22 protein-coding genes are annotated in these 25,030 nt (G+C 44.5%); 19 read left to right on the plus strand and 3 right to left on the minus strand.

Annotation, left to right across the window (positions count from 1 at the left end; genetic code table 11):
• The first annotated feature begins 19 nt into the window (after window positions 1–19).
• The 18 genes from AC1MCB_RS18920 to AC1MCB_RS19005 all read left to right on the plus strand — a co-directional run bounded on the left by AC1MCB_RS18920 (window position 20) and on the right by AC1MCB_RS19005 (window position 21,297).
• Entirely contained in the window at window positions 20–502 is a 483-nt protein-coding gene (locus AC1MCB_RS18920) for a MarR family winged helix-turn-helix transcriptional regulator (protein ID WP_479966282.1), read from the plus strand.
• 179 nt (window positions 503–681) lie between these two features.
• Window positions 682–1,218, plus strand: a complete 537-nt coding sequence (locus tag AC1MCB_RS18925) for a transposase (RefSeq protein WP_479966283.1) — start codon at window positions 682–684, stop codon at window positions 1,216–1,218.
• A 52-nt stretch (window positions 1,219–1,270) separates the two neighbouring features.
• Window positions 1,271–1,849: a YdeI/OmpD-associated family protein gene (locus AC1MCB_RS18930; protein ID WP_479966284.1), complete on the plus strand. Its 579-nt coding sequence runs from the start codon at window positions 1,271–1,273 to the stop codon at window positions 1,847–1,849.
• 18 nt (window positions 1,850–1,867) lie between these two features.
• Window positions 1,868–2,233, plus strand: a complete 366-nt coding sequence (locus AC1MCB_RS18935) for an iron chaperone (RefSeq protein ID WP_479966285.1) — start codon at window positions 1,868–1,870, stop codon at window positions 2,231–2,233.
• An 89-nt stretch (window positions 2,234–2,322) separates the two neighbouring features.
• Window positions 2,323–3,297, plus strand: a complete 975-nt coding sequence (locus AC1MCB_RS18940) for a zinc-binding alcohol dehydrogenase family protein (RefSeq protein WP_479966286.1) — start codon at window positions 2,323–2,325, stop codon at window positions 3,295–3,297.
• Window positions 3,298–3,812: 515 nt separating this feature from the next.
• Window positions 3,813–4,463 carry a DUF6266 family protein gene (locus AC1MCB_RS18945; protein WP_479966287.1) on the plus strand — a complete coding sequence of 217 codons (651 nt, stop codon included), beginning with the start codon at window positions 3,813–3,815 and terminating at the stop codon, window positions 4,461–4,463.
• Between the two features lie 322 nt (window positions 4,464–4,785).
• On the plus strand, window positions 4,786–5,004 hold the full coding sequence (locus AC1MCB_RS18950; protein ID WP_479966288.1) for a hypothetical protein: 219 nt from the start codon (window positions 4,786–4,788) through the stop codon (window positions 5,002–5,004).
• Between the two features lie 146 nt (window positions 5,005–5,150).
• A complete protein-coding gene (locus AC1MCB_RS18955; RefSeq protein ID WP_479966289.1) occupies window positions 5,151–8,897 on the plus strand; it encodes an NACHT domain-containing protein in 3,747 nt (1,248 codons plus the stop codon).
• A 268-nt stretch (window positions 8,898–9,165) separates the two neighbouring features.
• Entirely contained in the window at window positions 9,166–10,413 is a 1,248-nt protein-coding gene (locus tag AC1MCB_RS18960; protein WP_479966290.1) for an efflux RND transporter periplasmic adaptor subunit, read from the plus strand.
• 100 nt (window positions 10,414–10,513) lie between these two features.
• Window positions 10,514–12,043: a TolC family protein gene (locus AC1MCB_RS18965; protein WP_479966291.1), complete on the plus strand. Its 1,530-nt coding sequence runs from the start codon at window positions 10,514–10,516 to the stop codon at window positions 12,041–12,043.
• Between the two features lie 20 nt (window positions 12,044–12,063).
• Window positions 12,064–12,729 (plus strand): ABC transporter ATP-binding protein, encoded by a 666-nt coding sequence (locus AC1MCB_RS18970; RefSeq protein ID WP_479966292.1) that lies wholly within the window; start codon window positions 12,064–12,066, stop codon window positions 12,727–12,729.
• A gap of 444 nt (window positions 12,730–13,173) precedes the next feature.
• Window positions 13,174–14,403 carry an ABC transporter permease gene (locus AC1MCB_RS18975; RefSeq protein WP_479966293.1) on the plus strand — a complete coding sequence of 410 codons (1,230 nt, stop codon included), beginning with the start codon at window positions 13,174–13,176 and terminating at the stop codon, window positions 14,401–14,403.
• Window positions 14,404–14,423: 20 nt separating this feature from the next.
• Window positions 14,424–15,611, plus strand: a complete 1,188-nt coding sequence (locus AC1MCB_RS18980; RefSeq protein ID WP_479966294.1) for an ABC transporter permease — start codon at window positions 14,424–14,426, stop codon at window positions 15,609–15,611.
• A 20-nt stretch (window positions 15,612–15,631) separates the two neighbouring features.
• Complete coding sequence (locus tag AC1MCB_RS18985) at window positions 15,632–17,005, plus strand: sigma-54-dependent transcriptional regulator (protein WP_479966295.1); 1,374 nt, start codon at window positions 15,632–15,634, stop codon at window positions 17,003–17,005.
• Window positions 16,989–18,284, plus strand: coding sequence for a sensor histidine kinase (locus AC1MCB_RS18990; protein WP_479966296.1), 1,296 nt, complete (start codon window positions 16,989–16,991; stop codon window positions 18,282–18,284). The genes AC1MCB_RS18985 and AC1MCB_RS18990 overlap by 17 nt, the downstream gene beginning before the upstream one ends.
• A gap of 179 nt (window positions 18,285–18,463) precedes the next feature.
• Window positions 18,464–20,050 carry a protein adenylyltransferase SelO gene (locus AC1MCB_RS18995; RefSeq protein ID WP_479966297.1) on the plus strand — a complete coding sequence of 529 codons (1,587 nt, stop codon included), beginning with the start codon at window positions 18,464–18,466 and terminating at the stop codon, window positions 20,048–20,050.
• Between the two features lie 308 nt (window positions 20,051–20,358).
• A complete protein-coding gene (locus AC1MCB_RS19000) occupies window positions 20,359–20,763 on the plus strand; it encodes a hypothetical protein (RefSeq protein WP_479966298.1) in 405 nt (134 codons plus the stop codon).
• 84 nt (window positions 20,764–20,847) lie between these two features.
• A complete protein-coding gene (locus AC1MCB_RS19005) occupies window positions 20,848–21,297 on the plus strand; it encodes a GNAT family N-acetyltransferase (protein WP_479966299.1) in 450 nt (149 codons plus the stop codon).
• A gap of 43 nt (window positions 21,298–21,340) precedes the next feature.
• Here AC1MCB_RS19005 and AC1MCB_RS19010 read toward each other — a convergent pair whose 3' ends face one another.
• On the minus strand, window positions 21,341–21,784 hold the full coding sequence (locus tag AC1MCB_RS19010; protein WP_479966300.1) for a hypothetical protein: 444 nt from the start codon (window positions 21,782–21,784) through the stop codon (window positions 21,341–21,343).
• 231 nt (window positions 21,785–22,015) lie between these two features.
• Window positions 22,016–22,171: a hypothetical protein gene (locus AC1MCB_RS19015; protein WP_479966301.1), complete on the minus strand. Its 156-nt coding sequence runs from the start codon at window positions 22,169–22,171 to the stop codon at window positions 22,016–22,018.
• Window positions 22,172–22,637: 466 nt separating this feature from the next.
• Here AC1MCB_RS19015 and AC1MCB_RS19020 point away from each other — a divergent pair, with 466 nt between their 5' ends.
• On the plus strand, window positions 22,638–24,164 hold the full coding sequence (locus AC1MCB_RS19020) for a sensor histidine kinase (RefSeq protein WP_479966302.1): 1,527 nt from the start codon (window positions 22,638–22,640) through the stop codon (window positions 24,162–24,164).
• 46 nt (window positions 24,165–24,210) lie between these two features.
• Here the strand turns inward: AC1MCB_RS19020 and AC1MCB_RS19025 are convergent, their stop codons facing one another.
• A complete protein-coding gene (locus AC1MCB_RS19025; protein ID WP_479966303.1) occupies window positions 24,211–25,029 on the minus strand; it encodes a ferritin-like domain-containing protein in 819 nt (272 codons plus the stop codon).
• Window position 25,030 lies beyond the last annotated feature (1 nt).

The following is a 25,030-nucleotide window of genomic DNA, read 5'->3' on the forward strand; positions in this document are numbered from 1 at the left end:
AATTATTTACTTTGCAGGCATGGACCTGGTCAATGAATTGGGAGAGCTGGCGCTCGCGACCCGCTTAAAGCGATTGAGCGAGCGCCTTTCCCAGGATGTAAGTAAGATCTATCATGAATCGGAGGTAGACTTTGAAGCGAAGTACTACCTGATCCTCGAGTTGCTGAACCGAGAAAAGCTCCTCGGCATCACCGAGATCTCTGAATCACTGCAGCTCAGCCACCCGGCCGTAGTGCAGTTCGTCGACCAGCTGCTTCAACGCAAGCTGATTAAAGTGTCAACCGATAAAAATGATGCCCGCCGCAGGCTGGTGGCCCTCAGTCCGGGCGGTAAAAAAATCCTTCAGCAAATTGCACCGGTTTTACAGGTTATCAAGGAAGAGAACCGCCGGTGGATTGATGAGGCCAGTTGTGATATTCTGCAGACCCTGACTGAATTGGAGAAGGCGTTGGATGAGAGAAGCATGTACCAGAGGGTGAAAATTAGGTTGTTGGATATTTAATATGTAGGGCTGTTGCATGCAACGGCCCTACATATTAAATATAAATGCCCCCCCACATTGCACACCCCATCACAATTTTGCAATCGCAATCCATATCACCCCACCAGCCAGAATAATATCGTTAAATTGATAGTTAATTGTCCAAGATTCCCATCGAACAATAAATCAATCAATCAACTATGGCAGAGAAATTTCAAAATAAATACCGTATTACTTCTTCACGACTGGTTGGTTGGGATTACCGAAATGAAGGCCTGTATTTTATCACCATCTGCTGTAAGGACCGTCGCCATCATTTCGGGGAAGTGAAAAATGGGCAAATGATATTATCTGAATCAGGCAAATTATGTGAGAAATATCTATTTGAGATACCCGAACATTTTCCATTTGTTCTGCTGGATGCAGGGATTGTAATGCCGGATCATGTGCATGCTATTGTGGTGATTGGGCCCGGTGGTATTGGTTGTAGGCCCGTTGCATGCAACGGGCCTACAACCAATACCAAAAATGAATTAATGGCATCCATTTCCCCTAAACCCGGATCCCTTTCCACCATCATCCGATCATTCAAATCTGCCGTTACAAAGGATGCCCGTTTGATCAACCCTGATTTCAACTGGCAGACCCGTTTTCATGATCATATCATACGCGATGAGGGATCTCATCAAAGAATCAAGAAATACATTGAAAATAATCCGTTAAATTGGCAATTGTAGATCCGATGCATGCATCAGATCTGATAATCGGATTAACAATAATAACATCACTATGAACCCAAACGTCGACTGGTTTTTCGCCAAAGCCTCCAAATGGCAGGAAGCATATGCCGAATTAAGACGAATCGTTCTTGATTGCGGCCTGACGGAAGAATTGAAGTGGGGCTGTCCCTGTTATACCTTCCAGGATGCTAATGTTGTTTTAATACATGGTTTCAAAGATTATTGTGCACTGCTGTTTCATAAAGGCGCTTTACTGAAAGATGAAAGCAGTATTCTAATCCAGCAAACTGAGAATGTTCAGTCTGCACGACAGGTTCGATTTACGGGTATAGAAGAAATCTATAAGATTGAAGAAACTATAAAGTCATATATTAAGGGAGCAATTGAAATAGAGAAAGCAGGGCTGAAAGTAGAGATGAAAAAAACTACAGAGTTCAAAATGCCGGAAGAATTTCACAATGTTTTAGAGGACATGCCCGAATTGAAAAAAGCTTTTTATTCACTCACACCCGGACGACAAAGAGGCTACCTGCTTTATTTTTCACAACCTAAACAAGCAAAGACGCGTGAAGCGAGGATTGAAAAATACTTGGATAAGATCCTTAAAGGTCAGGGCTTAGACGATTGATAATTAATTTCGGGAAACATGAAACCCACAACAGTAAATGAGTACATAGCCGCTGCTCCGAAGCAGGCACAGGAAAAGCTTCAAGAGTTACGCGCGATCCTTAAAGAGGTGGCACCCCAGGCGACCGAAACACTGAAATGGGGATCCCCTGTATTTGAAGAAAAGCGAATTCTATTTTCCTACACGGCCTTCAAATCACACATCAATTTCATGCCCACGCGCACAACCGTTGACGCATTCCGGGAGGAACTGGCAGATTATACTACCGGAAGAGACACCATTCAACTTCCTTATGACAAAGAACTCCCGGCAGATCTCATCCGCAAGATTGCTGCTCACCGTGTTTGGGATATAAAGGAGAATGATTCGCTTTGGATGCATTGACCTAAAATTTGAATAATAACAAAGTCACTAGTTAACTCACAAAATGCTAACCTTTTAAGGGCGCGATCGTTCTGATAAAAATCACTCAATTGAAAGCAGCTGTACTATACCATCCCGGCGGACCTGAGAACTTTGTTTTAGAAGACAGACCGATACCAAACCTTAAAAGTGCTGAAGTATTAGTCAAAGTGAAAGCTTTTGGCCTTAACCGCTCAGAACTCATGACCCGCAAAGGCCTGTCCCCGGATGTCAAATTCCCGAGAGTGTTGGGCATAGAATGTATCGGAGAGGTGGAAAATGACCCTTCCGGAGAATTTGCACCCGGACAAAAAGTAGCTGCCTTTATGGGCGGCATGGGCCGTGATTTCGATGGCAGCTATGCAGAATACGCCGCCATTCCCAGATCTTTGCTTGATTCTTTTGAGAGCAATTTGAGCTGGATGCAGCTGGGTGCCATCCCGGAAATGTTCCAGACTGTTTATGGCTCGTTATACCTGGGTTTAAAGATTAAAACGGGTGAAACCCTGCTTGTCAGGGGCGGAACTTCGTCGATAGGCATGCTGGCTACCCAGCTGGCAAAAAAGAACGGTCTTATCGTCATCGCGACCACCCGGAATCCCGAAAAGAAAGAACTGCTGCTGAGCACCGGTGCAAACCACGTCCTGATTGATGCAGGTACCTTAGAAACAGCGGTTAAAGCCATTTACCCGAACGGCCTTGATAAAGTCCTTGAACTGATCGGCACTTCCACCCTGAAAGATTCGCTGCGTTGCGCTGCCCCAGGCGGCTCCGTTTGCATGACCGGGATGCTCGCCGAACAATGGTCGATTGCTGATTTCGCCCCCATGGATTACATTCCGGCTACCGTTAATCTCACGGTCTACGACACCGGACAGATCCGGGTAGATCAGCAAAGCTTCCAGGCTTTTATCCGGGACGTGGAAGCTGGTGAGATTCATTTAAATATCAGTCGTTCGTTCAGTCTGAGTGAAATTGTAGCCGCACATCAGTTTATGGAAAGTAATGCCGGCGCAGGGAAAATAGTGGTGCTTACTGGGGTATGATTCCAGGGATGCACCACAGATACACAGATTTTCACAGATTAATGGATTTCAAAAAACAGTACTTTTGAATATGCCAGGTTTTATTTCTGTTTTTCTACCAAAAAGCATGAAGGCCGTGTCACCCTGAGCGGAGTCGAGGGGCGGCCTCCTAGCGCTTTACCCAAGTGGTTGTATGCTTCATTTCATTACAATGGAAGTCTCCTTCGACTCCGCTAAGGATGACACTCCAGGGACTTTTCCTAGTCAACGAAGGCTTAGCGTATAATAAAAACAATCCATCCTGAGCCCGGCAATTTAATTCCGACTGACCAGTTGTTTTTGTTCGGCCTGACTGATATGTAGTTTTACGCCGGATTACTTTTTAGACGTAGGTCATTCGGACTTTAGACGTACTTTGGTCGTACTTGTGACAATTGTACACGACTAAACTACGCCCGGAGTACGATTTATCATCTACTTTAACTAGTTAATGTCCTTTGAAAAAATTATCTTAAGAGATTAAATCTTAGAGACTTATGGCAATCTTAGCAAACGGCCCTAACGGGGGATTCAGCGGCAAAGCCGGCAGTGTGGTCGGTTATTATTTATATGGCAAATGGGTCATTCGGGGCTTGCCGCGACCCTCGCGTAAGAACAAGATCGGCTCACCCGGCCAAAAGCTCTACCGTTTGCGGTTTTCCAAAATGCAGGCCTTTCATCGCCCCCTTCTGGAATTCATCCGGGTGGGGTTTAACCTGGAGGCCCGGCTCCGGGGCAATAGCGCCATTAATTCGGCAAACTCCTGGAATATGAAGCATGGCTTTCTGGAAAACGGGGATATCGATTATTCTGCGATAAAAGTCAGTTCAGGCGAGCTACCCGGCGCCGAGAATGCACAGGTTGCTTCCGGGGAAGAGGGCCTGGTGTTTACCTGGACAAATAATTCAGATCATGATCGTAGCAACCGCAAGGATGTGGCCCGCCCAAACGACCAGGTGATGTTACTGGCTTACGACGTGAACCAACTGCTGGTCTGGCAAGTACTCAGCGGAGCCAGGCGTTCGGAAGGAACGGCGGTGTTAAAAGTTTCCGGCCAACCCGGCAGTGAATGGCATACCTGGATGGCGTTTATTTCGGACGATAGGGAGAGTATTGCAACGAGTATTTACATGGGAGTGGTAAGCTAATAACCGCGATTTTCTGCGATTACTAGAGAACGATTACGCAGTGTGATGCAATCAGTCACCCTGCATACCCCGACGAGTGTTGCTAATTAATTATTTCTTTTTAGTTATTAATTTTTACAGCTATTTTATATTCGTGCTTTGCCGTACGGATTAGGTAGCAACCATGACTCAGAAATCGGAAGTAGTTCCAATTTGGATCTTAATTATTTCAGCGTTTTTCGCCCTAATGGAAGTGGGAGTGAGTGCTGCTTATGTTTTTGCTCCTTAATCTGTTTTAGAGAACGTTGACCTGCAAGCTAAGGGTGTTCCCTACCTGATCCAGATGTGGGCCGCCCGGCAATTTGCCTTGGGATTTATTTTTGGCTATGCGGTTTTCAAAAGGTCTGCTACTATGTTGACGCTGGCCTACCTGTTCTTTTTAGTCATGTTCATTGGGGATTTCTTGATTGGGATCGGGCAGGGGGATGCTTCGCTTTATGGCGGTGCGGTGGTGAGGTGTTTGGTATCGGCGGTGATGATTTACTTTATAAATGATAAATAATAGATCGAGAGCTATGGCTGCTGAAATTAAAGTTGTCAAATAAGCGAAATCAAGTTTAAACGTATTTACCTGTGTAAGTCATTTTAGTTTTCTTAATATTAAAAACTAATGACTTATTTGCAATCTGTTAAATAATTTAATAAACAATGGACTATTTATTCGAAAATCTTGGACATGAAAGATTTCAAGAGTTTTGCAGTACTCTAATAGCAAAAGAATTTCCAAATTTCCAATCGTTTCCAGTAGGTCAAGCTGATGGAGGAAGAGATTCATTAGTTTATGTTATGAATCAGCCTAGCAAAGATTTCATAGTTTTCCAAGTTAAGTATGTTAGAAATCCACATTTGATAAGTGATGTCCATAAGTGGCTTACCGACACTTTGAAGGGAGAAGCTAAAAAGATTGAAAAATTGATACCTAAAGGAGCAAAGGGCTTTTATTTATTAACAAATGTAGTAGGAACTGCTCATCTAGATGTTGGATCAAAAGATAAAGTCAACTCCATTTTAGAAGACAATATTAAAGTTCCATCAATATGTTGGTGGAGAGATGATTTATCAAGACTAGTAGAAAAAGATCCTGTATTTAAATGGTCTTTTCCAGAGATTCTAAATGGGCAGGATATTTTAAATTCCATTTTGTTTAAAAATATCACTGAAAATAAAGAAAAACGAGAAAGTGTTATCAATGCCTATTTAGCTGATCAATATTCTATAGATAACGAAGTGAAATTTCGACAAATTGATTTGCAGAATAAGCTTTTCGATCTTTTTACGGACGTTCCTTTAAGGATTAAAAAATTTAATGTAAAAAATAAGAACATTAAGCGAGTCCTGGAGTATTTCGAGCATCATAATAGGAAAATTGACGAAGAATATATAGTGTACGAAGAACCCGCAAAGGTTGGTGCAGCTACATTTTTGCTTCACCCGAGAGTGCAGAATGATATTGAAAGAATTTTATTAGAAGGTGGACCTGGTCAGGGAAAATCGACAATTTCACAGTACATATGTCAAGTACATAGAGCTCGCCTATTAAACAAACAAGCGGATTTAAACACGCTGCCCGACCATATTAGGAAGACGCCCATTAGACTGCCGTTTAAAATCGATTTGCGACATGTAGCTGATTGGATTGAAAAGAAAAATCCGTACCAGATTCGACTAAATGAAGAATATTTTACAAGTATTTGGAAAGGCAATTTAGAATCTTTTCTAGTTGGACATATTGTTTATCATTCTTCAATTGATGATTTCAATACAAGTGATTTAATTGCTATAACCAAAATTAGTTCCGTTCTTTTTGTTTTTGATGGCTTCGATGAGATCGCTAACCTTAAAGTTCGGGAGGAAGTCATCGACTTCATAAACAAAGGAATAAACCGAATACATGAGAATGCTAAATCCATACAGATTGTCATAACGAGCAGACCTGCCGCGTTTTCTGATACACTAGGTTTCTCAGTTGACACTTATCCTCACTTTGAATTAACAGATATTACGCCTGCAATAACGGAGGATTACGTAGACAAATGGATTAAAGCTAGTAGGCTGGATAGCAGAGAGGCAGCCGAAATCAGAAGACTTGTACGAGAGAAACTACAAATGCCTCATTTAAGAGATTTGGCAAAAAGCCCTATGCAGCTTGCAATTTTTATAAGCCTTCTAAGAACTAGGGGAGAATCCTTGCCTAATAAAAGGACTGCATTATATGATAGTTATATTGAACTATTTTTTAATAGAGAATCTGAGAAAAGTCATACTATCAGAGACCATCGTGATCTTATAATAGACATCCATCAATATTTAGCTTGGGTATTACATTCTGAAGCGGAACTTTTGAAAAATAATGGAAGTATTAAAATCGATGATTTAAAGGAAAGATTAAAAAAATATTTATTGAAAGAAGGACACAAAACTGATATAGCCGATCAATTGTTCCATGTTATGGAGGAGCGTGTTTGTGCTTTAGTGTCTAGGGTTCAAGGAACGTATGAGTTTGAAGTACAGCCTCTTAGGGAATATTTCTGTGCAAAATACCTTTACAACACCTCTCCATATTCACCGAGCGGCTCAGAAAAGGCTGGAACAAAGCCAGATCGGTTTGATGCGATAGCTCGAAATTTTTATTGGCATAATGTTGTTCGGTTTTTCTCAGGATGCTTTGATAAAGGAGAACTGCCTATGCTAATTCAAAAATTAAAAGAGTTACAAAACGATGATTTTCTAAAGTATACAAATTACCCAAGACTGATTACTTCACAAATTCTGTCAGATTGGGTTTTTACGCAATATCCACTACTACTGAAGGATGTTGTAAAGATTATAGTTGATGGAATTAATATTGGAAATATTATAAATCAAGAGGGTCGACGGAGCGACAATGAACCTATTATTTTACCAAACGAATGTGGGCGACAAGAGGTAATCAGTGAATGCTTTGAGCAACTAAAAAAAATCCCTCATTACGACTATGCATCAGAACTTATTGGGTTAATTAAGAATAATCCTTACAATACATTAGAACGATGGACAGAGAATTTACCAAATTTGGAAGGAGAAAAGCTGACACGATGGCTTGAGTACGCTTATATGCTGGAAATAATTCACAAAGTAGATTCATCTATTTTAGTGGATATTGTGAATAGTGGCAATTCTTCCCAAAAGGAAAAAAGGCTACAAATAATACTCGATGGGAGTAGGCTCGATGTGGTGGATAACTCTTTGGATTTAAAGAAGATTGTTTTTGCAGGTATTTTAGAAGGTAATATATCTGTTTTTCAAAGAAGGTATTCTGAGCATAGTTTACATTTTCTTTCCATTATACTAAACCCATATTTACTATCTCATTTATTGAAATATGAACAGGGGAATATTCCATTTATTACATCGATCTCAGGGTTTAGACCTTATATTACAGAAAAAAAACAGCTCAAATTAATTACTCAGTTCAAATCGGTTGATGAAATAGACGTTCAAATTCAGAAATTTACAAGTGATATTGGTTCAGCATTAAACAAGAATGTTTCTGATTGGCAGCTAAATATTGAGTTATGGGATGTATTAGTTGAAAATGCTCGAAGGTTATTCAAGGATTCGTGGTCGCTTTACATCATTTCTGTTGTAGCCGCAGGCATAAAATCAAAAGACGAAACATATGAGGATTTCAATGATCTTACTGATTCTTCAATATCTTTATGCAAGCGCGTAAGATGTGCGCGAATGAAATCCGGAAACATTAAGTATTGGGAAAGCCAGCTAGATAAGTCCGATAATATCAAATTTACCCTCTTGATTTTTTTTACATGGGCAACGCCTAAAACAATCACGCAATTGATTGAGAAAATAACAATCATTGTAAATAGCCTTCCTTCTGATGTCTTTGTAACCTTAATTGATTCCCTTAGAAAGGCAATACAGCATTCCTATTTTAGTAATTCTCAGATAAGGGAATTAGAAAAAATGTTTATAGAGAAAAGAATAAATGATGAGGTTAAGTTCATTCTAAGTTTTAGATTTTCTGAAGACTATAGGAAGAAGTTCACTTATGAAAATATTCAGTTAACAACCCACAATTTGGTTGACTTTGCTTATATAAGGTTGAATTTCCTGATTGAAGAATATTTAAAAAATCCACTAAATTTAGGTTACTTAAATGAAATTAAGAAAACGTATTCCTCGATTTCAAAGTATGATGAAAACTATTATTATCACAATAGATATTATGTAAAAGGTATAGAATTTCCTATTGATATAGCTCAATTGATCATGACTAATTCTAAAAGATATCCTCGAATTATTGCTTCTCATGCTGAGAAATCATGCAGAATATTTGCCACAAAAAATATCAAAGCAGTTGGTCAAATTGCGAAAGATGAGAAATGGTTCGTATAGCATCTACTAACTAACTTCTATCGTGCATTATTGCATTAGAAGCATTTTTGAACATTTTAAATCCGTCACATTACTTTAAACTTTAAATAGCTTCGAGTGTAGGTAGTGTTTTATCTCATATTGGCTTATTATTTTCGGCGCTGTTCGTTCCCGAACCCCTTTGTGCGATATCGGTCACCTTCTCCAAAACATAATGAGATAAATACTTAATTATTAACTACTTACGTTTGGTACATCCCTTGCAAAACTCTTTGCAAAATACCGAACAATGGATACCCCGATCTCTGAAGAAGTCATCACTCAAAAAAGAAGAAAGAATACGCTTCTTATCATCATAGGCTTGACCGTATTTCTGGCTGCCATTTTTCTGGTCAGGAGTTTCTTCAAGTCGAGCATTAGCCGTTCTGAGTTTACTACCGCAGTTGTAGAGACCGGCAATATTGAAAACACCATTACCGCTGCCGGGGAAGTACTGCCCGAGTTTGAAGAGGTATTAACCAGTCCGATCAATGCCTCCATCAAGAGTGCGCTGCTGGATGCGGGCACGCAGGTGAAAGCCGGCCAGTCCATCCTGATGCTGGATAAATCTGCTTCGGAGAACGAGTTTAATAAACTGAAGTTTCAGCTGGAGAGCAAACGCAACGAGATCAAGAAGCTGAAGCTGAATTTGGATAAGAGCTTTTTTGATATCCAGTCGAGCAATGCCATCAAACAGCTCCGCATCAGCAGTCTGCAGGATGATGTAGAAAGCGCCAAACGATTACTGAAAGCCGGCGGCGGCACCCGCGAAGATATTGCACAGGCAGAACTGGCCTTAAAGGTTGCGCAACTGGAAAAGAAACAGCTGGAGAACGAGATCCGGAGCAAGCAGCAGACCATGCAGGTGGAAGCAAGGGAAGCGCAGATTGCCGCGCAGATCCAGGAGAATGACTTGCAGGAACTGGAAAGGAAGTTAAAGCTGGCCAACGTGGTGGCTACGCGCAGCGGCGTGATCACCTATGTGAATAAAAATATCGGCGCTTCCATCCGTGAAGGGGAGACCGTGGCCCGTATTGCCGACCTCGGCAGCTTTAAAGTGTCCGCCAGCGTTTCGGATGATTACCTGGAACAGCTTAGTACTGGCATGCCCGTCATCGTGAAATATAATGACACCCAGAAGAGAGGGCGTGTATCTAATATCTATCCCAGCATTCAAAACGGCATCGTCACCTTCGATGTGCAGCTGGAAGAACGTAACAATAAGCAGCTTCGTCCCAATATGAAAGTAGAGGTTTTCCTGGTAACTGCTGCGCATAATAACGTGGTCAGGGTTGCCAACGGTCCGGCCTTTAAGGGGCTGGGTAAACAGGATGTTTTCGTGATCAATAAGGATAAAGCGGAAAGAAGAACCGTGAATCTGGGGCTTAGCAATTTTGATTATGTGGAGGTGCTGAACGGGTTGAAGCCTGGGGAGGTGGTGATTAGTTCGGAGATGAGTGGGTTTGAGAACAGTAGGGAATTGACAATTAAGAATTAAGAATGAGCTGTCAGCGGTCAGCTTTCAGCAATCAGAAAAAGGGCAGTAGCAGTAGCAGGCGGCAGGTTGTAATTCGTGTTAAGTTGAATAGTAGTATCAAATGAAATTTTCAAAACCTCATATCTCAAATCTCAGGTCTCAGATCTCTCTGATGATCTCATGTCTTAAGTCTCAAATCTATCTGATACTGATACCTATCCTTGGCTGCGCCTCTACGGGGTACACTCAGGTTGTACCGGATACAATACGTCTCAGTCTGCAGGAGGTGGTGGAATTGGCGAGGCAGAACTCTATCGCGGCTAAGCAGGCGGTGGCGGTTAAGGAAACCAGGTATTGGGAATTCCGGACCTTTAAATCAAATTACCAGCCGCAGCTTTCTCTAAGCGGGAACCTTCCGGGGTATAGCAAGACGAACAGGGAGGTGTTGCAGCCTGACGGAACGGTTTTGTTTCAGCCGGTACGTTATGATAATTCGAGCCTGGCGCTTGATTTCAGTCAGACGATTACGGCTACCGGGGGTACGGTTTTCGGCACTACGGAAATGCAGCGCTTCAATGATTTCGACCGGAAGAATATTCTGTATAACGGCGTGCCTTATGCCATTGGGTATAGTCAGCCTTTGTTCCAGTTCAACCGCTTGAAATGGGATAAGAAAATTGAGCCTCTGAAGTACGATGAGAGCAAGCAGGCTTTTATCGAATCGCAGGAGCAGATCTCGGTGACCGTGGAAGGTTATTTCTTCGATTTGTTGCTGGCGCAGGTAAACCTGCGGGTGGCAGAAAGTAATCTGAGCAGCACCCGCAGTATTATGAATGTGGCGAACACCAAGTTCGACATGGGGAAGATCTCCCGCAATGAGATCCTGCAGCTCAAGCTGGAACTTCTGAACGCCCAGAAAGCAGTCGGCATAGCTAAACGGAATATCGAGATCGCCACGCTGACGCTGCGCAGCTATATGGGTTATGAAGGGGATGCACAGATCGCGCTGAGCGTTCCTGAAACGATCAGTACGATGGAAGTCAGCGCGGACAAGGTACTGGAAGAAGCCTTTGCCAACCGTTCGGACGCAATAGGATTTGCCCGCCGGTTGGCGGAGGCGAAAAGAGATGTGGCACAAGCGAAAGGTCAAAGCGGCCTGATTGCGACATTGAACGCTAACCTGGGTTTCTCCAAAACCGCCTCTAATATTCCGGATGTTTACCATGCTCCGCAAAACCAGCAGTTGCTGCAGCTGTCATTCTCTATCCCGGTAATGGACTGGGGACGGTCGAGGTCGAGAGTGAAGACCGCACAGACCAACCAGCAGTTCACCGAGTATGAAGTGGAACAGGATAAGCTCACTTTCCGCCAGCAGATCATCACGCAAGTGACCCTCTTCAACATGCTGAAGGAGCAGATCGCCTCCAACGCCCAGGCAGACAGCATTGCCGGGGAGAAATACCAGATTGCCCGTGAACGATATGTGCTCGGCGACCTGAGCATTACGGACTTGAGCATCGCCTTTAAGGAAAATGACCAGGCTAAGCGGGATTATATTAATGCCCTGCGCGACTATTGGGGAGCCTATTACCAGCTTCGGTACCTGTCGCTATATGACTTCGAAAAGAAACAAAAGATCAACACTAAATAACCTTATTCAAACATAAAGACATGATACGATTACAAAACATCGAAAAGGTGTACCGCACCAGCACTATTGAAACCCTGGCTTTAAACAGCATCAACCTGGCTGTGGCAAAGGGGGAGTTTCTTTCCATCATGGGACCCTCAGGCTGCGGCAAGAGTACGCTGCTGAACATTATGGGCCTGCTGGATGCACCCACCCGCGGAGATATCCGCATCAGCGACCAGCAGACTGCACAGCTGAAAGACAGGGAGCTGGCGGCTTTCCGGAATAAGAAGCTGGGCTTCATCTTTCAAAGCTACCACCTGATCAACGACCTGCAGGTGCTGGATAATGTGGAGCTGCCGCTGCTCTACCGTACAATGTCGGCCAAAGAGCGGAAGAAACTGGCGACAGAGGCCCTTGAAAAAGTAGGCCTAAGTAACCGCATCAATCACTTCCCGACGCAGTTGTCTGGTGGACAAAGACAAAGGGTGGCTATTGCAAGGGCGATTGTCGGCCGTCCGGAGATCATCCTGGCCGATGAGCCGACGGGTAACCTCGACAGCGCGATGGGAAATGAGATCATGGAGATCCTGATCAACCTGAACCGTAACGAAGGAACTACGATCGTGATGGTGACGCATGATGAGAATATGGCGCATAAAACGCATAGGCTGGTGAGGTTATTTGATGGGAGCCAGGTATCGTAGGGAGGTTTTATTCACCGCAGATTACAAGAAAGGTTTTTACACCACAGATTACACAGATTTACACAGATTGAAGAGTGCGAAAAGGTTTGTTCACCACGGATTGCAAGAAGGTTTTTTGCACCACAGATACACAGATTAAAAAGATGTTGATTGGTGCAGCTTTAAAGGCCAATAGGAGCCAGCAAATTTAATTTCTCTTTTTTAAGAAATAATTAATCTGTGAAAATCTGTGTATCTGTGATGCCCCTCTTTAGTTTTTTTTTTTTTGATCGCAATTGATATAAAGATACACAGATTTAAAAAGATGTTGAATGGTGCAGATATAAAGACCAATGGGAGCCGGGCAAATTTAATTTCTGTTTTTTAAGAATAATTAATCTGTAAAAATCTGTGTATCTGTGGTGCCCCTCTTTAGTTTTTTTGATCGCAATTAATAGAAAACCCATGTTAAGAAATTACTTTAAAATAGCCATAGCGGTACTGAAGCGCCGGAAGTTCTTCACGTTCATCAGCCTTTTCGGGATCAGCTTTACGCTGACCATCCTGATGGTTGCCACCGCATTTATTGATAAACTGGTTAATGATCCCTACCCGGATGCTAAACGCGGGCGTTCATTATACATCAATAAGTTAGAACAAAGAATGAAGGATGGACGGAATACAGGCCCTGTATCGTTCTACTTCCTGGATCATTATGCCGGCAGTTTGAAGACCCCGGTTAAGGTCGCGATATCGTCGCTCTACCGTTCGACAAACACCTACCTGAATAACAGGAAGATCGTGATCGACTACAAGTATACTAATGCCGACTACTGGGATGTGCTGGAATATGAGTTCCTGGAAGGCAAACCCTTCAGCAAGCAGCAGATCGCGAACGCGGAACTGGTGACCGTTATATCGGAAGATATTAAGAAGGAGTATTTTGGCGATGTAGGTAGCGTGGTCGGCAAGTATATTGAGGCCGACAACGTAAAATATCGCATCAGCGGGGTGGTGAAGAGTGTACCCGTTACGGCCTACCAATTCTATTCAGACATCTACCTGCCTTATACCGTTTCAAAGGGCGACTATAAGGACAAGAACTATAGCGGCGAATATATCGGAATTCTCCTGGCAAAGAACAAAGATGATCTACCTGCCATGAGCCGTGAATATGAGCAAATGATTAGTAAGATGCCTATGCAAAGAAAAGAGTTCACGCATATGTATAGTCACGCCAACTCCTACTTCGAGAGCTATGTCAATTTGGGTAATGAAGACGTCTCGGGCATTGCCATTGTGATCACCGCACTATCCCTTTTTGCGCTGCTGGTGATGCTGCTGCCGACACTCAACCTGGTGAACATCAATATCACTCGCATTATGGAGCGTTCGTCAGAGATTGGCGTGCGAAAAGCCTTTGGCGCATCTTCGCGCACGCTGGTTTACCAGTTCATCGTTGAGAACCTGATCCTCACATTGATCGGCGGACTGATTGGGGTAGTACTCACCTTTATTGTTATCGCGCTGATCAATAATGCGCAGCTGATCGACAACCTCAACCTGACGATCAATTTCACGGTGCTGCTTTATGCGCTGGCCACCTGTATCTTCTTCGGCCTTCTTTCCGGAGTCTATCCTGCATGGCGTATGTCTAAACTGAACGTGGTGACCGCACTCCGACAAAATAACTAATCACCTGTAAAGACCATATTATGTTCAAGCATTTATTAAAACTGATCTGGAATAAAAAGAAGCAGAACTTCTTACTGATCTCCGAAATACTTTTTTCCTTCATGGTGATCTTCGCCGTCTTCACCTTCGGCGTGTACGCATGGGACAATTACAAGCAGCCCATGGGGCTGGACTATGAGCAGGTGCTGGCTGTTAACTTCAGCAATCCTGTGAAAACTACCAATGCGGATTCGCTGGCCCTGTTCTATGAAACGGTAAAGAGGAACATTAAATCCATGCCCGAAGTAAGCGAAGTGACGTATGCCAGCGTGAATATCCCTTTCAGCGAATCGACCATGAACAATAGTATGGATGTCAACGGCAAGCATATCAGTCAGATCAACGAATTCTGGAGTGACGATAGCTATCCGACTGTTTTAAATTTAAAGATTGCGGAAGGCCGCTGGTATAATAAGCAGGATGCAGTTCCCGGCACCAGAAACATCGTGATTAACCGGGCCCTGAAGGAAAAGGGGTTCGGCGATATGCCGGTTGTCGGTAAGTTCCTGGGTGATCCGGCGAAAGCCAGCGAACGGCTTAAGATCATCGGCGTGGTAGAAAATATCAAGTTTAACGGCGATTACCAGAGTCCGGCAATGGCAGTGTACAAACGGATGGATACCACGGCTTACCGGGATGCCGGGAACATGCTGATCAGGGTACGGCCATCTGCGGATGCCGCTTTCGAGAGCCGGTTGTATAAAACGCTGGCAAACTCGTTGAACAATGCAAATGTGGAGATCGAGCATCTGGCAAACAAACGAACCAGCATCAACAAGATGACCCTGGTGCCGATGATCATCCTTTCGATTGTGGCCGGTTTCCTGATCATCAACGTGGCTTTGGGACTGTTTGGCGTGCTTTGGTATAACATCAATAAGCGGCGCGGGGAGATCGGCCTGCGCAGGGCACTGGGAGCTACCGGCAGCGGCGTATCTTCGCAGATCGTGTGGGAGGCGCTGATCCTGGCAACCTTCTCCATGATCATTGGGTCTTTCTTCGCCATACAATTTCCCCTGTTGAATGTGTTCGACCTGCCGGCCATGGTTTATATCATTGCGCTGATCGGATCGGTGCTGTTCATCTACCTGCTGGTATTTATTTGCTCGCTTTACCCGGGCAAACAGGCGGCGGCAATTTATCCCGCTGTTGCATTACATGAAGAATAATTACGACCTTGAACCCGCATATGATACTGATTATTGATGACGATATTGCCGTAAGAACGTCGCTCGTTTTGCTCTTAAAGAACGAAGGCTATGCGGTAATGAGCGCTGCGGGACCTGAGGAAGCGCTGACTGTCATCAGTAAGCATAATCCGCAACTGATCATCCTTGATCTGAACTTTTCTATTGATACCTCAGGCGAAGAGGGGATAACGCTGCTGGCAAAGATCAGGGAGAAAAATTCCCTGGTGCCTGTGATCCTGATCACTGGCTGGGGCAGCATTGAACTGGCCGTAAAGGGGATGAAGATGGGCGCCAGTGATTTTATCAACAAGCCCTGGGATAATACGCATTTACTGCAATCGGTAAAGACCTCGCTCGACCTGAAAGTGCCGAAAGGTAAAAGTCTGAACCGAAAGGAGCTGGACAAACACTATGATTTTCAACAGATCATCGGCGAAGATCCGCGTATGCTGGAGATCCTCGAGACGATAGGCCGGGTAGCGCCTACGGATGCTTCTATCCTGGTGATGGGCGAAAGTGGCACCGGCAAGGAGCTGATCGCGGAAGCTGTTCATCAGAACAGTCTGCGTCGCAATAAACCTTTTATCAAAGTGAACCTTGGCGGGATCTCGACCTCGCTGTTTGAGAGCGAGATGTTTGGTCATATTCGCGGTGCCTTTACCGACGCCCGCTTTGACCGGATGGGCCGCTTTGAAATGGCTAATAAGGGGACGATCTTTTTAGATGAGATCGGCGACCTGGATCCGGGGAGCCAGGTAAAGCTGCTGCGGGTGCTGCAGGACCGTACTTACGAGGTGCTGGGCAGCAGTCGTACCAAGACGGTGGACATACGGGTGGTTTGCGCCACTAATAAGAACCTGCACGAGATGGTGCAGAAAGGCGGCTTCCGCGAAGACCTGCTTTACCGGATCAACCTGATCACCGTTTACCTGCCGGCACTGCGCGAGCGGCCGGGAGATATTCCACTGCTGGCAAACTACTTTATTAAGAACCTGAAAGAGATCTATAACCGCCCTGACCTTTCGATCACCCCGCGGGCGATGAAGTGGCTTCAGCAGCTGCCCTTACCTGGAAATATACGGCAGCTGAAAAACCTGGTAGAACGCTCAGTGTTGGTCAGCAGGAATGATCAGCTCGATATTGAGGATATCCGGGCGCAGGTAGAGTTGTCGCCGGTGCAAAAGGGAAGCATCCAGATGCCCGGCGTGGGATCAGTGACCCTGGAGGAAATGGAAGTGCAGATGATCAAACAGGCTTTAGACTATCATAAGAACAAGATCAGCAAAGCAGCCAAGTCCCTGGGCCTGACGCGCAGCTCGTTATACCGCCGGCTCGACAAATACGCCATACCTTACGATGAGGCTGAGGACTAAGTATATTATATTTGTTGGGATCCTGCACCTGGTTACCCTGGTGCTGACCTATTTTATCTTTGAAAAGGACAAGCTCCTGTTCCTCGTGGCCGAAGTCTTTATAATTATTTCCCTGCTCATTTCCTGGAGTTTGTACCGGCAGCTAATCCAGCCGCTGAAGACGTTGATGGATGGCTTGAGTGCGATCAAAGACCAGGATTTTAATGTTAAGTTTCTTTCTACCGGCAAGCACGAGGTCGACCAGCTGATCGGGGTGTACAACCAGATGATCGACCAGCTTCGGGGCGAGCGTACCCGGCAGGAACAGCAGCACTTCTTCCTGGAGAAGCTGATCCATACTTCACCCACCGGGATCATTATCCTGGATTATGATGACCGGGTTCAGCAGGTCAATCCACGGGCTCTGCAGGTGTTAAATCTTGCTGAGAATGAAGTACTCAGGCAGGAGGTCCGTGCCTTGGATCATGAGCTCTTCAGGCAGATTGCTGAGCTGAAAACCGGCGAGAACAAGACAGTCAAGCTGAACGGCACGGAGACTTTTAAGATTCAGCGCTCGCACTTTATTGACCGGGGATTTTCACGCAGTTTTATCATGATTGAAGAATTGACTGCGGAAATCCTGGCAGCGGAAAAGAACGCTTATGGCAAAGTGATCCGCATGATGGCCCATGAGGTGAATAATACCATTGGTCCGGTGAACTCCATCATACAGTCCGCCTTACAGGCGAAAGCCCTATGGAAGGAAGGTGACGGGCTTTTGAACGAAGCTCTGCAGGTAGCCTATGAACGGAATCAGAACCTGAACCTCTTCATGCGGAATTTTGCCGACCTGGTGAAACTGCCTGAACCCAGTAAGAAGCAGCTGGATCTTCACCGCTTCATTCGGTCGGTAGTGGCGTTGATGGCTTTCAAGGCCGGAGAGAATGAGGTAGAATTACTCATTGATATTCCCGACGAACCTTTCTACATCACGGCTGATGAGCAGCAGCTGGAGCAGGCGCTGATCAATGTGTTGAAGAATGCAGCGGAGGCCGTAGAAAGTAAAGGCGAGATTCGGTTGAAGACTGATCCGGCAAAGAAAATGCTGACCATTACAGATACAGGAAAGGGGATCTCACCCGAAGCCGCAGATAATCTGTTTAATCCATTCTTCAGCACGAAGAAAGACGGGCAGGGGATTGGACTGACGCTGGTCAGGGAGATACTGATGAATCACGGTTTTGAGTGTTCGCTAAAGACGGTGAGGGAAGGTTGTACGGAGTTTACGATCCGGTTTTAATATAAACGCTGACAGGGTTTGAAACCCTGTCAGCGTTGACGAAACCCTGTCAGCGTTGACGAAACCCTGTCAGCGTTGACGAAACCCTGTCAGCGTTGACGAAACCCTGTCAGCGTTGACGAAACCCTGTCAGCGTTGACGGAAACGGAGAATCTGTTTATGACCGCTTAATTGCACAAATGGGCCAAAAGCTTTCTACTTTTGAACCTATGCAAAGTTTAAGCTCCAAGACCTTTACGAATGATTTCGTCCAGACTTTCCCCGGTGATGATAGTGGCAGCCTGCAGCCCAGGCAGACACCCGGTGTTTTGTACAGTAAAACGACCCCAACCCCTGTAGCCAAACCGATGCTTTTAGCCTGGTCGGATGAGCTGGCTATGGAACTGGGTATTGCAGCGCCGGATGAAAAGGAACAGGATATATTGGGTGGTAACCTGGTTACTTCTTCCATGAGCCCTTATGCCGCATCCTATGCCGGGCACCAGTTTGGTAATTGGGCCGGACAGCTGGGTGACGGTCGTGCGATCACGCTGGGGGAATGGCCGACACCGCAGGGTGATAGCTGGGAACTCCAGTTAAAGGGAGCCGGACCTACGGCCTATTCGCGAAGAGGGGATGGCCGGGCTGTATTGCGGTCTTCGGTGCGCGAGTATTTGATGAGCGAAGCCATGCATTACCTCGGTATACCGACCACCAGGGCGTTAAGCCTGGTCACTACAGGCGACCAGGTGATGCGTGATATGTTTTATAACGGTCAGCCGGCTTATGAGCCAGGGGCCATTGTGATGCGCGCCGCACCAAGCTTCCTTCGTTTCGGGAATTTTGAGATGCTGGCTGCCCGGAATGAGACGGAAAACCTGAAAACACTGGCTGACTGGACGATTGCACGGTATTATCCGCATATTCAGGACGATGAGAAATATCTCGATTGGTTTGCGGAGGTAGTTGACCGAACGGCAGCGATGGTGGTGGAATGGACCAGGGTAGGTTTTGTACATGGAGTAATGAATACCGATAACATGTCCATTCTTGGACTGACCATTGATTACGGCCCGTTCTCTTTCCTGGATAATTACGATCCTGAATTTACGCCCAACACCACTGATCTGCCCGGCAAAAGATACGCGTTCGGACAACAAGCCGCTATTGCCTACTGGAACCTGAGCTGCCTGGCGAATGCATTGTCGCCATTGATACCGGAAACGGAAAAGCTGTCTGAAAAGTTAAAGTCCTTTGAAGTCAATTATGGCACCCGCTTTTATGCCATGATGGGCGCCAAGCTGGGTCTTGACGTGGTAAAAGAAACGGATGCCCCGCTGATTACCGACCTTGAGAAGGTGCTGATATTTATTCAGCCTGATATGACGATCTTTTATCAGCTGCTGATAGATCTGCCGCTGGATGTTGAGGGTGAGAATGAGCTAACCGCATATTTCCGCGCTAGCTTCTATAACGAGCTTAATCCTGCAGAAAGCGAGAGTCTCTCTAAAGTGATGAAGGCATACCAGGCAAGAATTAAGGCCAACACCTGCAGCAGGGAAGATTCACAAGCCCGAATGAGAGAGGCAAACCCGCGTTTTATTTTACGGAACTACCTTTTGCATATGGCCATTGAAGAACTTGAAAAAGGCAATGATGAACTGTTCCTGAAATTACAGCGAGCTCTGAAACACCCTTATTCCACAAAATACGACGAGTTTTTCGAGCTGCGTCCTGACTGGGCGACGCAAAAAGCTGGTTGTTCTATGTTGTCGTGTAGTTCTTAAAGTCAGTATCAAAGATGTGATCAGCTTTTCCGGTGAAACCATCTTGTTTGGTTTACCGTTCGCAATATTTTTAATTCGTCAGAACTGCCGTCTGGAGACAGCAAGGAAATATTGTCCGGTTAAAATTCTATACAGTTCTGAAAATTGCTTATCTTAATATAAGTCTTACTTAATCCGAGGTAAAGACGAGAAGAATTTTGTACTGTCGGTATAAAACTGTTGAAATGATTAATTCATCTCTTAGCCTAAAATTCATATAGGTGGAAAGAACAAAATATCTATTAACGACTATGGATTAAAGATATCTTATGAAAAGCATCATTCTTTGCCTGATCCTCTTATTATTCGGATTCCAATCCTTCAGTCAGGCGCCTGCGGGTTCCAGAGAGTATTACCTCCAAAAAAGCAAGAGTCAAAAGAAAACCGGCTGGGTGCTGCTCGGTGTAGGAACGGCGATGGCGGTAGGTGGCGGTATTGGCTTCAGCAAATACTGGGACCTTTTTGAAAGTAATACCAAAGCTGATGTTTACGGAGGCATCATGGTAGCTGGAATCGTTGCTGACCTGGTGAGTATTCCTGTTTTTATCAGTTCCGGACGAAATGCCAGGAGAGCGGCCCGGGTCAGTGTTAGTAGTCAGGTTATTGACTTCCCAAGAGGAACCAGTAGGTATGCTAAAGCACATCCTGCAATAAGTGTTAAAATCCCCTTTTAAAAAATCTTAACGCTGACAGGGTTTGAAACCCTGTCAGCGTTAGGAACCCTGTCAGCGTTTTGTTCAGTTTTTATTAATCAGGTGATGAAAATCAGAGAAGCGAACATTGACGATATAAAGCAAATTCAAGTAGTAAGGAATTCGGTCAAAGAGAATACTCTGTCAAACCCTGATTTGGTGACTGACGAAGATTGCAAAGAATTCCTAACAGTCAGAGGAAAAGGTTGGGTCTGCAAAATCGACAATGAAATCGTTGGGTTTGCCATTGTTGACCTGAAAGAGCATAATATCTGGGCTTTATTTCTAAGCCCGGATTTTGAGAAAAGGGGTATCGGCAAACAGCTTCACGACATCATGCTTGACTGGTATTTTAAGCAGACTGCGCACAATGTTTGGTTGGGAACTTCACCAAAGACAAGAGCTGAGGCTTTTTACAGGAAGGCAGGCTGGACGGAGATTGGGACACATGGTAATGGTGAGATCAAGTTTGAAATGACCTATCAGGACTGGACAAAGAACTCTGAAAATTATTAAATAAAATAATATTTCCCGGGAGCTAAGATTATTCTGATTGAAGTTATTTGACTAAGCTGGCCGTCCAACGATTGTCGGGGTTTGCCGGGAAAACGAGGAAGAATTTATTTGGCCGGTCAATCTTCTCCGCTTTTCCGCCATCGAGATATCCACCTTTAAACAATAAGTTTCCTTTATCGTCAACTACAAAGGTTCCATTGCTGGGCTTTTCAAATCCGTGGTAGGTGTATTTACCGTTTTTGGAAATAGTAAAGGAACCGCGTGGAATAAATTCATAAGAACCGTTACGGTATTTTGAAGCAGTGCAACTATATTTTCCATAGATGAGGCCGACTGTATTTGATTTTTTTACATAAACAGAGGCACGCTTAGCAACCTTGCTTTGTGCAACAATAATCAAGGGGCCTGCAAAAACAAAAAGAACACATAGGATAACAGATAATGCGGGCAGCAAGACGATCTCTTTTGCAGGGTAAATCTTTAACATATAATGTTTTTTTAAAATCGAATATAACAAATCTCCGTTTTTAAAAAAGCATAATCAGTTTAGGATCAGGTTGCCGATTTAGATTAAAAAAGGGTGGGACGTTTTGGATTCCCACCCGGGGGTAATGCATATAATCAGCTTCTGAAAGCGATGGGTTTTTAATTGGAACATTCAAGGTAATTGTTTAACCATTCAGTAAATTAAGAAAGTAATCTATCAATTGGAAACTTATTACCTGGCCATCTTGGTTCTGCTGCCTGACTTATAACCGCCAACATGCGGCATATAAATGTCGACCAGTTCTTCTTTGAACTCGATCTTTAGAAATGAGCTTAAGCACTTTGACTGCTCTTTCGAAACTTTAAATAAGGAGATTAACTTTTTCATGGCGTTGAATTTTACAAGGTGATTTTATGTTTTATATAATTTTTTTAAAATCTGTGCTCTGTATGATAGTCCACCTCATTTATTCAAACCGCCGGTAGTTTGGTCTTCGATCTGGTTTAAGACCGAATATTGGTGTCTCGTTATAAGCTGTATATATTAAAATCTATGCCATTCATTTATAGGGTATTAGCTGGCAGGCAGATATTTCCATTTTTTCCACCTGACAGAGTGATTTGATACCTGGGATGTCTTGCTTATCTGTGTTAACCCCGCTAGCCATGCATTTTCATCCTCAATTATAAATGGAAATGTGTACTTTTCTGTACATCAGGTCCCGTTTCTTAGGTTTAGGAATGAGGTTGTAGAACTAACAGACCCCGTTTATTTTGGTAACTCCTTAATAATTACTTTTGTATTCTTCGGCATTTTCCGGCATTTTCGTTTATGTTTGATTTTAAGCGACTAAATGGACGATTATATCAAGGTTTCCGGAAAAACTACCCTCGCAGGGATATTAGAAAACGCACTTTTGATTGCGCCTTTTCCAATTGTGATCTTTGAAGGAATTGAGCTGAAAGTTACATATGCAAATGATGCTCTGCTCGATCTATGGGGCAAAGATCGCAGCAGCCTCGGAAAGACCTTTGTCCAGATCCTCCCTGAGTTTCGTGATCAGCCTTTCCCCGAATTGCTCAGGCAGGTGTTTATCACCGGCAAGGCTCATATCGACAACGAAGCGCTGGCTTACATCGAAAAGGACGGCGTTAGTGTGGCCCATTATTTTGACTATTCCTATACAGCGATCCGGGAGGCAGACGATGAAATCATCGGTGTACTTGTAGTGTGTAAAGATGTCACCGAACAGGCGGGAGCAAAAAAGAGGGCCCTTGACAGCGAGGCCAAATTCAGGGATACCGTATTGCAGGCGCCTATTGCAATGGCGGTAGTTAAAGGTCCGGATTTTATTGTGGAGACTGCTAATGCGGAGAGCCTGAAGCTTTGGGCAAGAACAGAACGGATTATAGGGCAGCGGGTCGTTGATGTTTTCCCGGAAGTGATCAGGCAGGGGTTTATGGAAATCCTGAATTACGTATATGCAAATGGTAAACCTTACTATGGAAATGAAACTGCGGTAGACCTTGTAAATGAGGCTGCAGAGCGGTATACAATATATATAAACTTTGTATTTCATCCCATCTTTGAAAATGGCGTGGTGAGCTCTGTCATGACCCTTGGCTATAATGTAACCGAATTGGTAAATGCAAAAAAGGTAGCGCAGAGAAGTGAGATTGATGCTTTGGAAGCAAAAAAAGGTTTGGAGATTGCCCTTGCAAAGAAGGACGAGTTTATCAGTGTTGCCAGTCATGAGTTGAAAACTCCGTTAACTAGCCTGACCGGGTATTTGCAGGTATTGGAGAGGATGCAGTCGGACGACCGGAACAGAGGCTTTGTGGTTAAAGCCATTCAGCAGTTGAAAAAGCTGTCGGGATTGGTATCCGACCTGCTCGATGTTTCAAAGATCGAAGCAGGAGGACTTCACTACAAATTTGAGCAGGTGGACATAATAACGCTGTTGGAGGAATCTATAGAGCAAGTAAAATACGCGAACGCCAGTCAGCAGATTCGTTTCGAATCGAATGTTGAGCAGCTGATTCTGTCCATGGATAAACATCGGATCGAGCAGGTAATGGCAAACCTGCTTAGCAATGCTATTAAATACGCTCCTTCTTCAGAGGTCATTGAGGTGAAACTAAGCGCAAGCAGAGATGAGGTTACAGTGGAGGTAAGAGACTACGGTATGGGGATAGCTGATGATCAGAAAAGCAAGTTATTTTTGAAATACCACCGCGTGGATGAGATTAACCCGGTTATATCGGGTATGGGAATTGGGCTGTTTATCTGTAAAGAAATTATTGAACGGCATTCAGGAAGTATCTGGGTTGAAAGCGAGAAAGGGAAGGGGAGTTGTTTTGGTTTTAGGTTGCCGGTTTAGGTAATTATAAAACGCTGACAGGGTTTCAAACCCTGTCAGCGTTATTTTACGCGAAAAATGGAGTGACGATAGCAACAACCTGTTCTTTAGTCAGGGGCTCGTCGAAACTCTCTGTAGCGGCGTTGAAAGGGACATCCTGGCCGTTAATGTTCGTAATGGTGATGCCTGCCTGCTTATCAATTTCTTCGCCGTTATATATAGCCTGGGCTGGTGCACCGATGCCACTTTCCTTGCCGGTAATCCAAGGCTTCACATCAGCGTGATTCAGCTTTTTCCGCATGCTGCGGATGTGGGCAGCATGACGGGCTTCCACTGAATGGATCCGCAGCGCTGCCGTAAGGACTTCATTTGATTCGATCAGGTTACCAGCCTGGCCCTTATAGGCGCGTACGCCGGTATCTTCAAATGCCTGCGCCACAGCTAAAAAGGTTGCATAGTTGCTAAACACATCCGTGAAAGTTCCCTTCGCCGTGAAATCGTAATTAGCCTGCTTAACAGGCATACCACCCAGGCTGGTGATCACCTTCTGTAAGAATGCTACGTGGTGCTTTTCATCTTCGCGAATGACAGTAATTGAGTCTCTGTCGCAACCGGCCGGTATGCTGACCTTTGCACATCCCTGTTCGTAAAATTTGTATTCAAGGTGTTCCAGTGTGAGGGCAAAGTTCAGTACTTCTAAAATTTTAGTAGGACTCTGGCCGTAAGCTTTCTTGAACATTGAGCCCATCGCAAGCGGTACAGATGCAAGAGCGACTTTAGAACCCATGTTGAAAAAGCTTTTCATAGCTCTTCTGCGCGGACTTAAACGATCGTACACGTCGGCATCCACTTTTTCAATTTCTTCTAATATATTCATCAAATTCATG

Source organism: Daejeonella sp. AP26 (assembly GCF_056680515.1).

What these genes read in the sequence shown, in the direction of transcription:
- AC1MCB_RS18985 (WP_479966295.1), top strand. Translation starts at nt 15,632, where the DNA reads ATGATACTGATTATTGATGACGATATTGCCGTAAGAACGTCGCTCGTT.
- AC1MCB_RS19015 (WP_479966301.1), bottom strand. Translation starts at nt 22,171, where the DNA reads ATGAAAAAGTTAATCTCCTTATTTAAAGTTTCGAAAGAGCAGTCAAAG.
- AC1MCB_RS18980 (WP_479966294.1), top strand. Translation starts at nt 14,424, where the DNA reads ATGTTCAAGCATTTATTAAAACTGATCTGGAATAAAAAGAAGCAGAAC.
- AC1MCB_RS18960 (WP_479966290.1), top strand. Translation starts at nt 9,166, where the DNA reads ATGGATACCCCGATCTCTGAAGAAGTCATCACTCAAAAAAGAAGAAAG.
- AC1MCB_RS18995 (WP_479966297.1), top strand. Translation starts at nt 18,464, where the DNA reads ATGGGCCAAAAGCTTTCTACTTTTGAACCTATGCAAAGTTTAAGCTCC.
- AC1MCB_RS18955 (WP_479966289.1), top strand. Translation starts at nt 5,151, where the DNA reads ATGGACTATTTATTCGAAAATCTTGGACATGAAAGATTTCAAGAGTTT.
- AC1MCB_RS19005 (WP_479966299.1), top strand. Translation starts at nt 20,848, where the DNA reads ATGAAAATCAGAGAAGCGAACATTGACGATATAAAGCAAATTCAAGTA.
- AC1MCB_RS18990 (WP_479966296.1), top strand. Translation starts at nt 16,989, where the DNA reads ATGAGGCTGAGGACTAAGTATATTATATTTGTTGGGATCCTGCACCTG.
- AC1MCB_RS19025 (WP_479966303.1), bottom strand. Translation starts at nt 25,029, where the DNA reads ATGAATTTGATGAATATATTAGAAGAAATTGAAAAAGTGGATGCCGAC.
- AC1MCB_RS18965 (WP_479966291.1), top strand. Translation starts at nt 10,514, where the DNA reads ATGAAATTTTCAAAACCTCATATCTCAAATCTCAGGTCTCAGATCTCT.
- AC1MCB_RS18945 (WP_479966287.1), top strand. Translation starts at nt 3,813, where the DNA reads ATGGCAATCTTAGCAAACGGCCCTAACGGGGGATTCAGCGGCAAAGCC.
- AC1MCB_RS19000 (WP_479966298.1), top strand. Translation starts at nt 20,359, where the DNA reads ATGAAAAGCATCATTCTTTGCCTGATCCTCTTATTATTCGGATTCCAA.
- AC1MCB_RS18950 (WP_479966288.1), top strand. Translation starts at nt 4,786, where the DNA reads ATGTGGGCCGCCCGGCAATTTGCCTTGGGATTTATTTTTGGCTATGCG.
- AC1MCB_RS18925 (WP_479966283.1), top strand. Translation starts at nt 682, where the DNA reads ATGGCAGAGAAATTTCAAAATAAATACCGTATTACTTCTTCACGACTG.
- AC1MCB_RS19010 (WP_479966300.1), bottom strand. Translation starts at nt 21,784, where the DNA reads ATGTTAAAGATTTACCCTGCAAAAGAGATCGTCTTGCTGCCCGCATTA.
- AC1MCB_RS18975 (WP_479966293.1), top strand. Translation starts at nt 13,174, where the DNA reads ATGTTAAGAAATTACTTTAAAATAGCCATAGCGGTACTGAAGCGCCGG.
- AC1MCB_RS18970 (WP_479966292.1), top strand. Translation starts at nt 12,064, where the DNA reads ATGATACGATTACAAAACATCGAAAAGGTGTACCGCACCAGCACTATT.
- AC1MCB_RS18935 (WP_479966285.1), top strand. Translation starts at nt 1,868, where the DNA reads ATGAAACCCACAACAGTAAATGAGTACATAGCCGCTGCTCCGAAGCAG.
- AC1MCB_RS19020 (WP_479966302.1), top strand. Translation starts at nt 22,638, where the DNA reads ATGGACGATTATATCAAGGTTTCCGGAAAAACTACCCTCGCAGGGATA.
- AC1MCB_RS18920 (WP_479966282.1), top strand. Translation starts at nt 20, where the DNA reads ATGGACCTGGTCAATGAATTGGGAGAGCTGGCGCTCGCGACCCGCTTA.
- AC1MCB_RS18930 (WP_479966284.1), top strand. Translation starts at nt 1,271, where the DNA reads ATGAACCCAAACGTCGACTGGTTTTTCGCCAAAGCCTCCAAATGGCAG.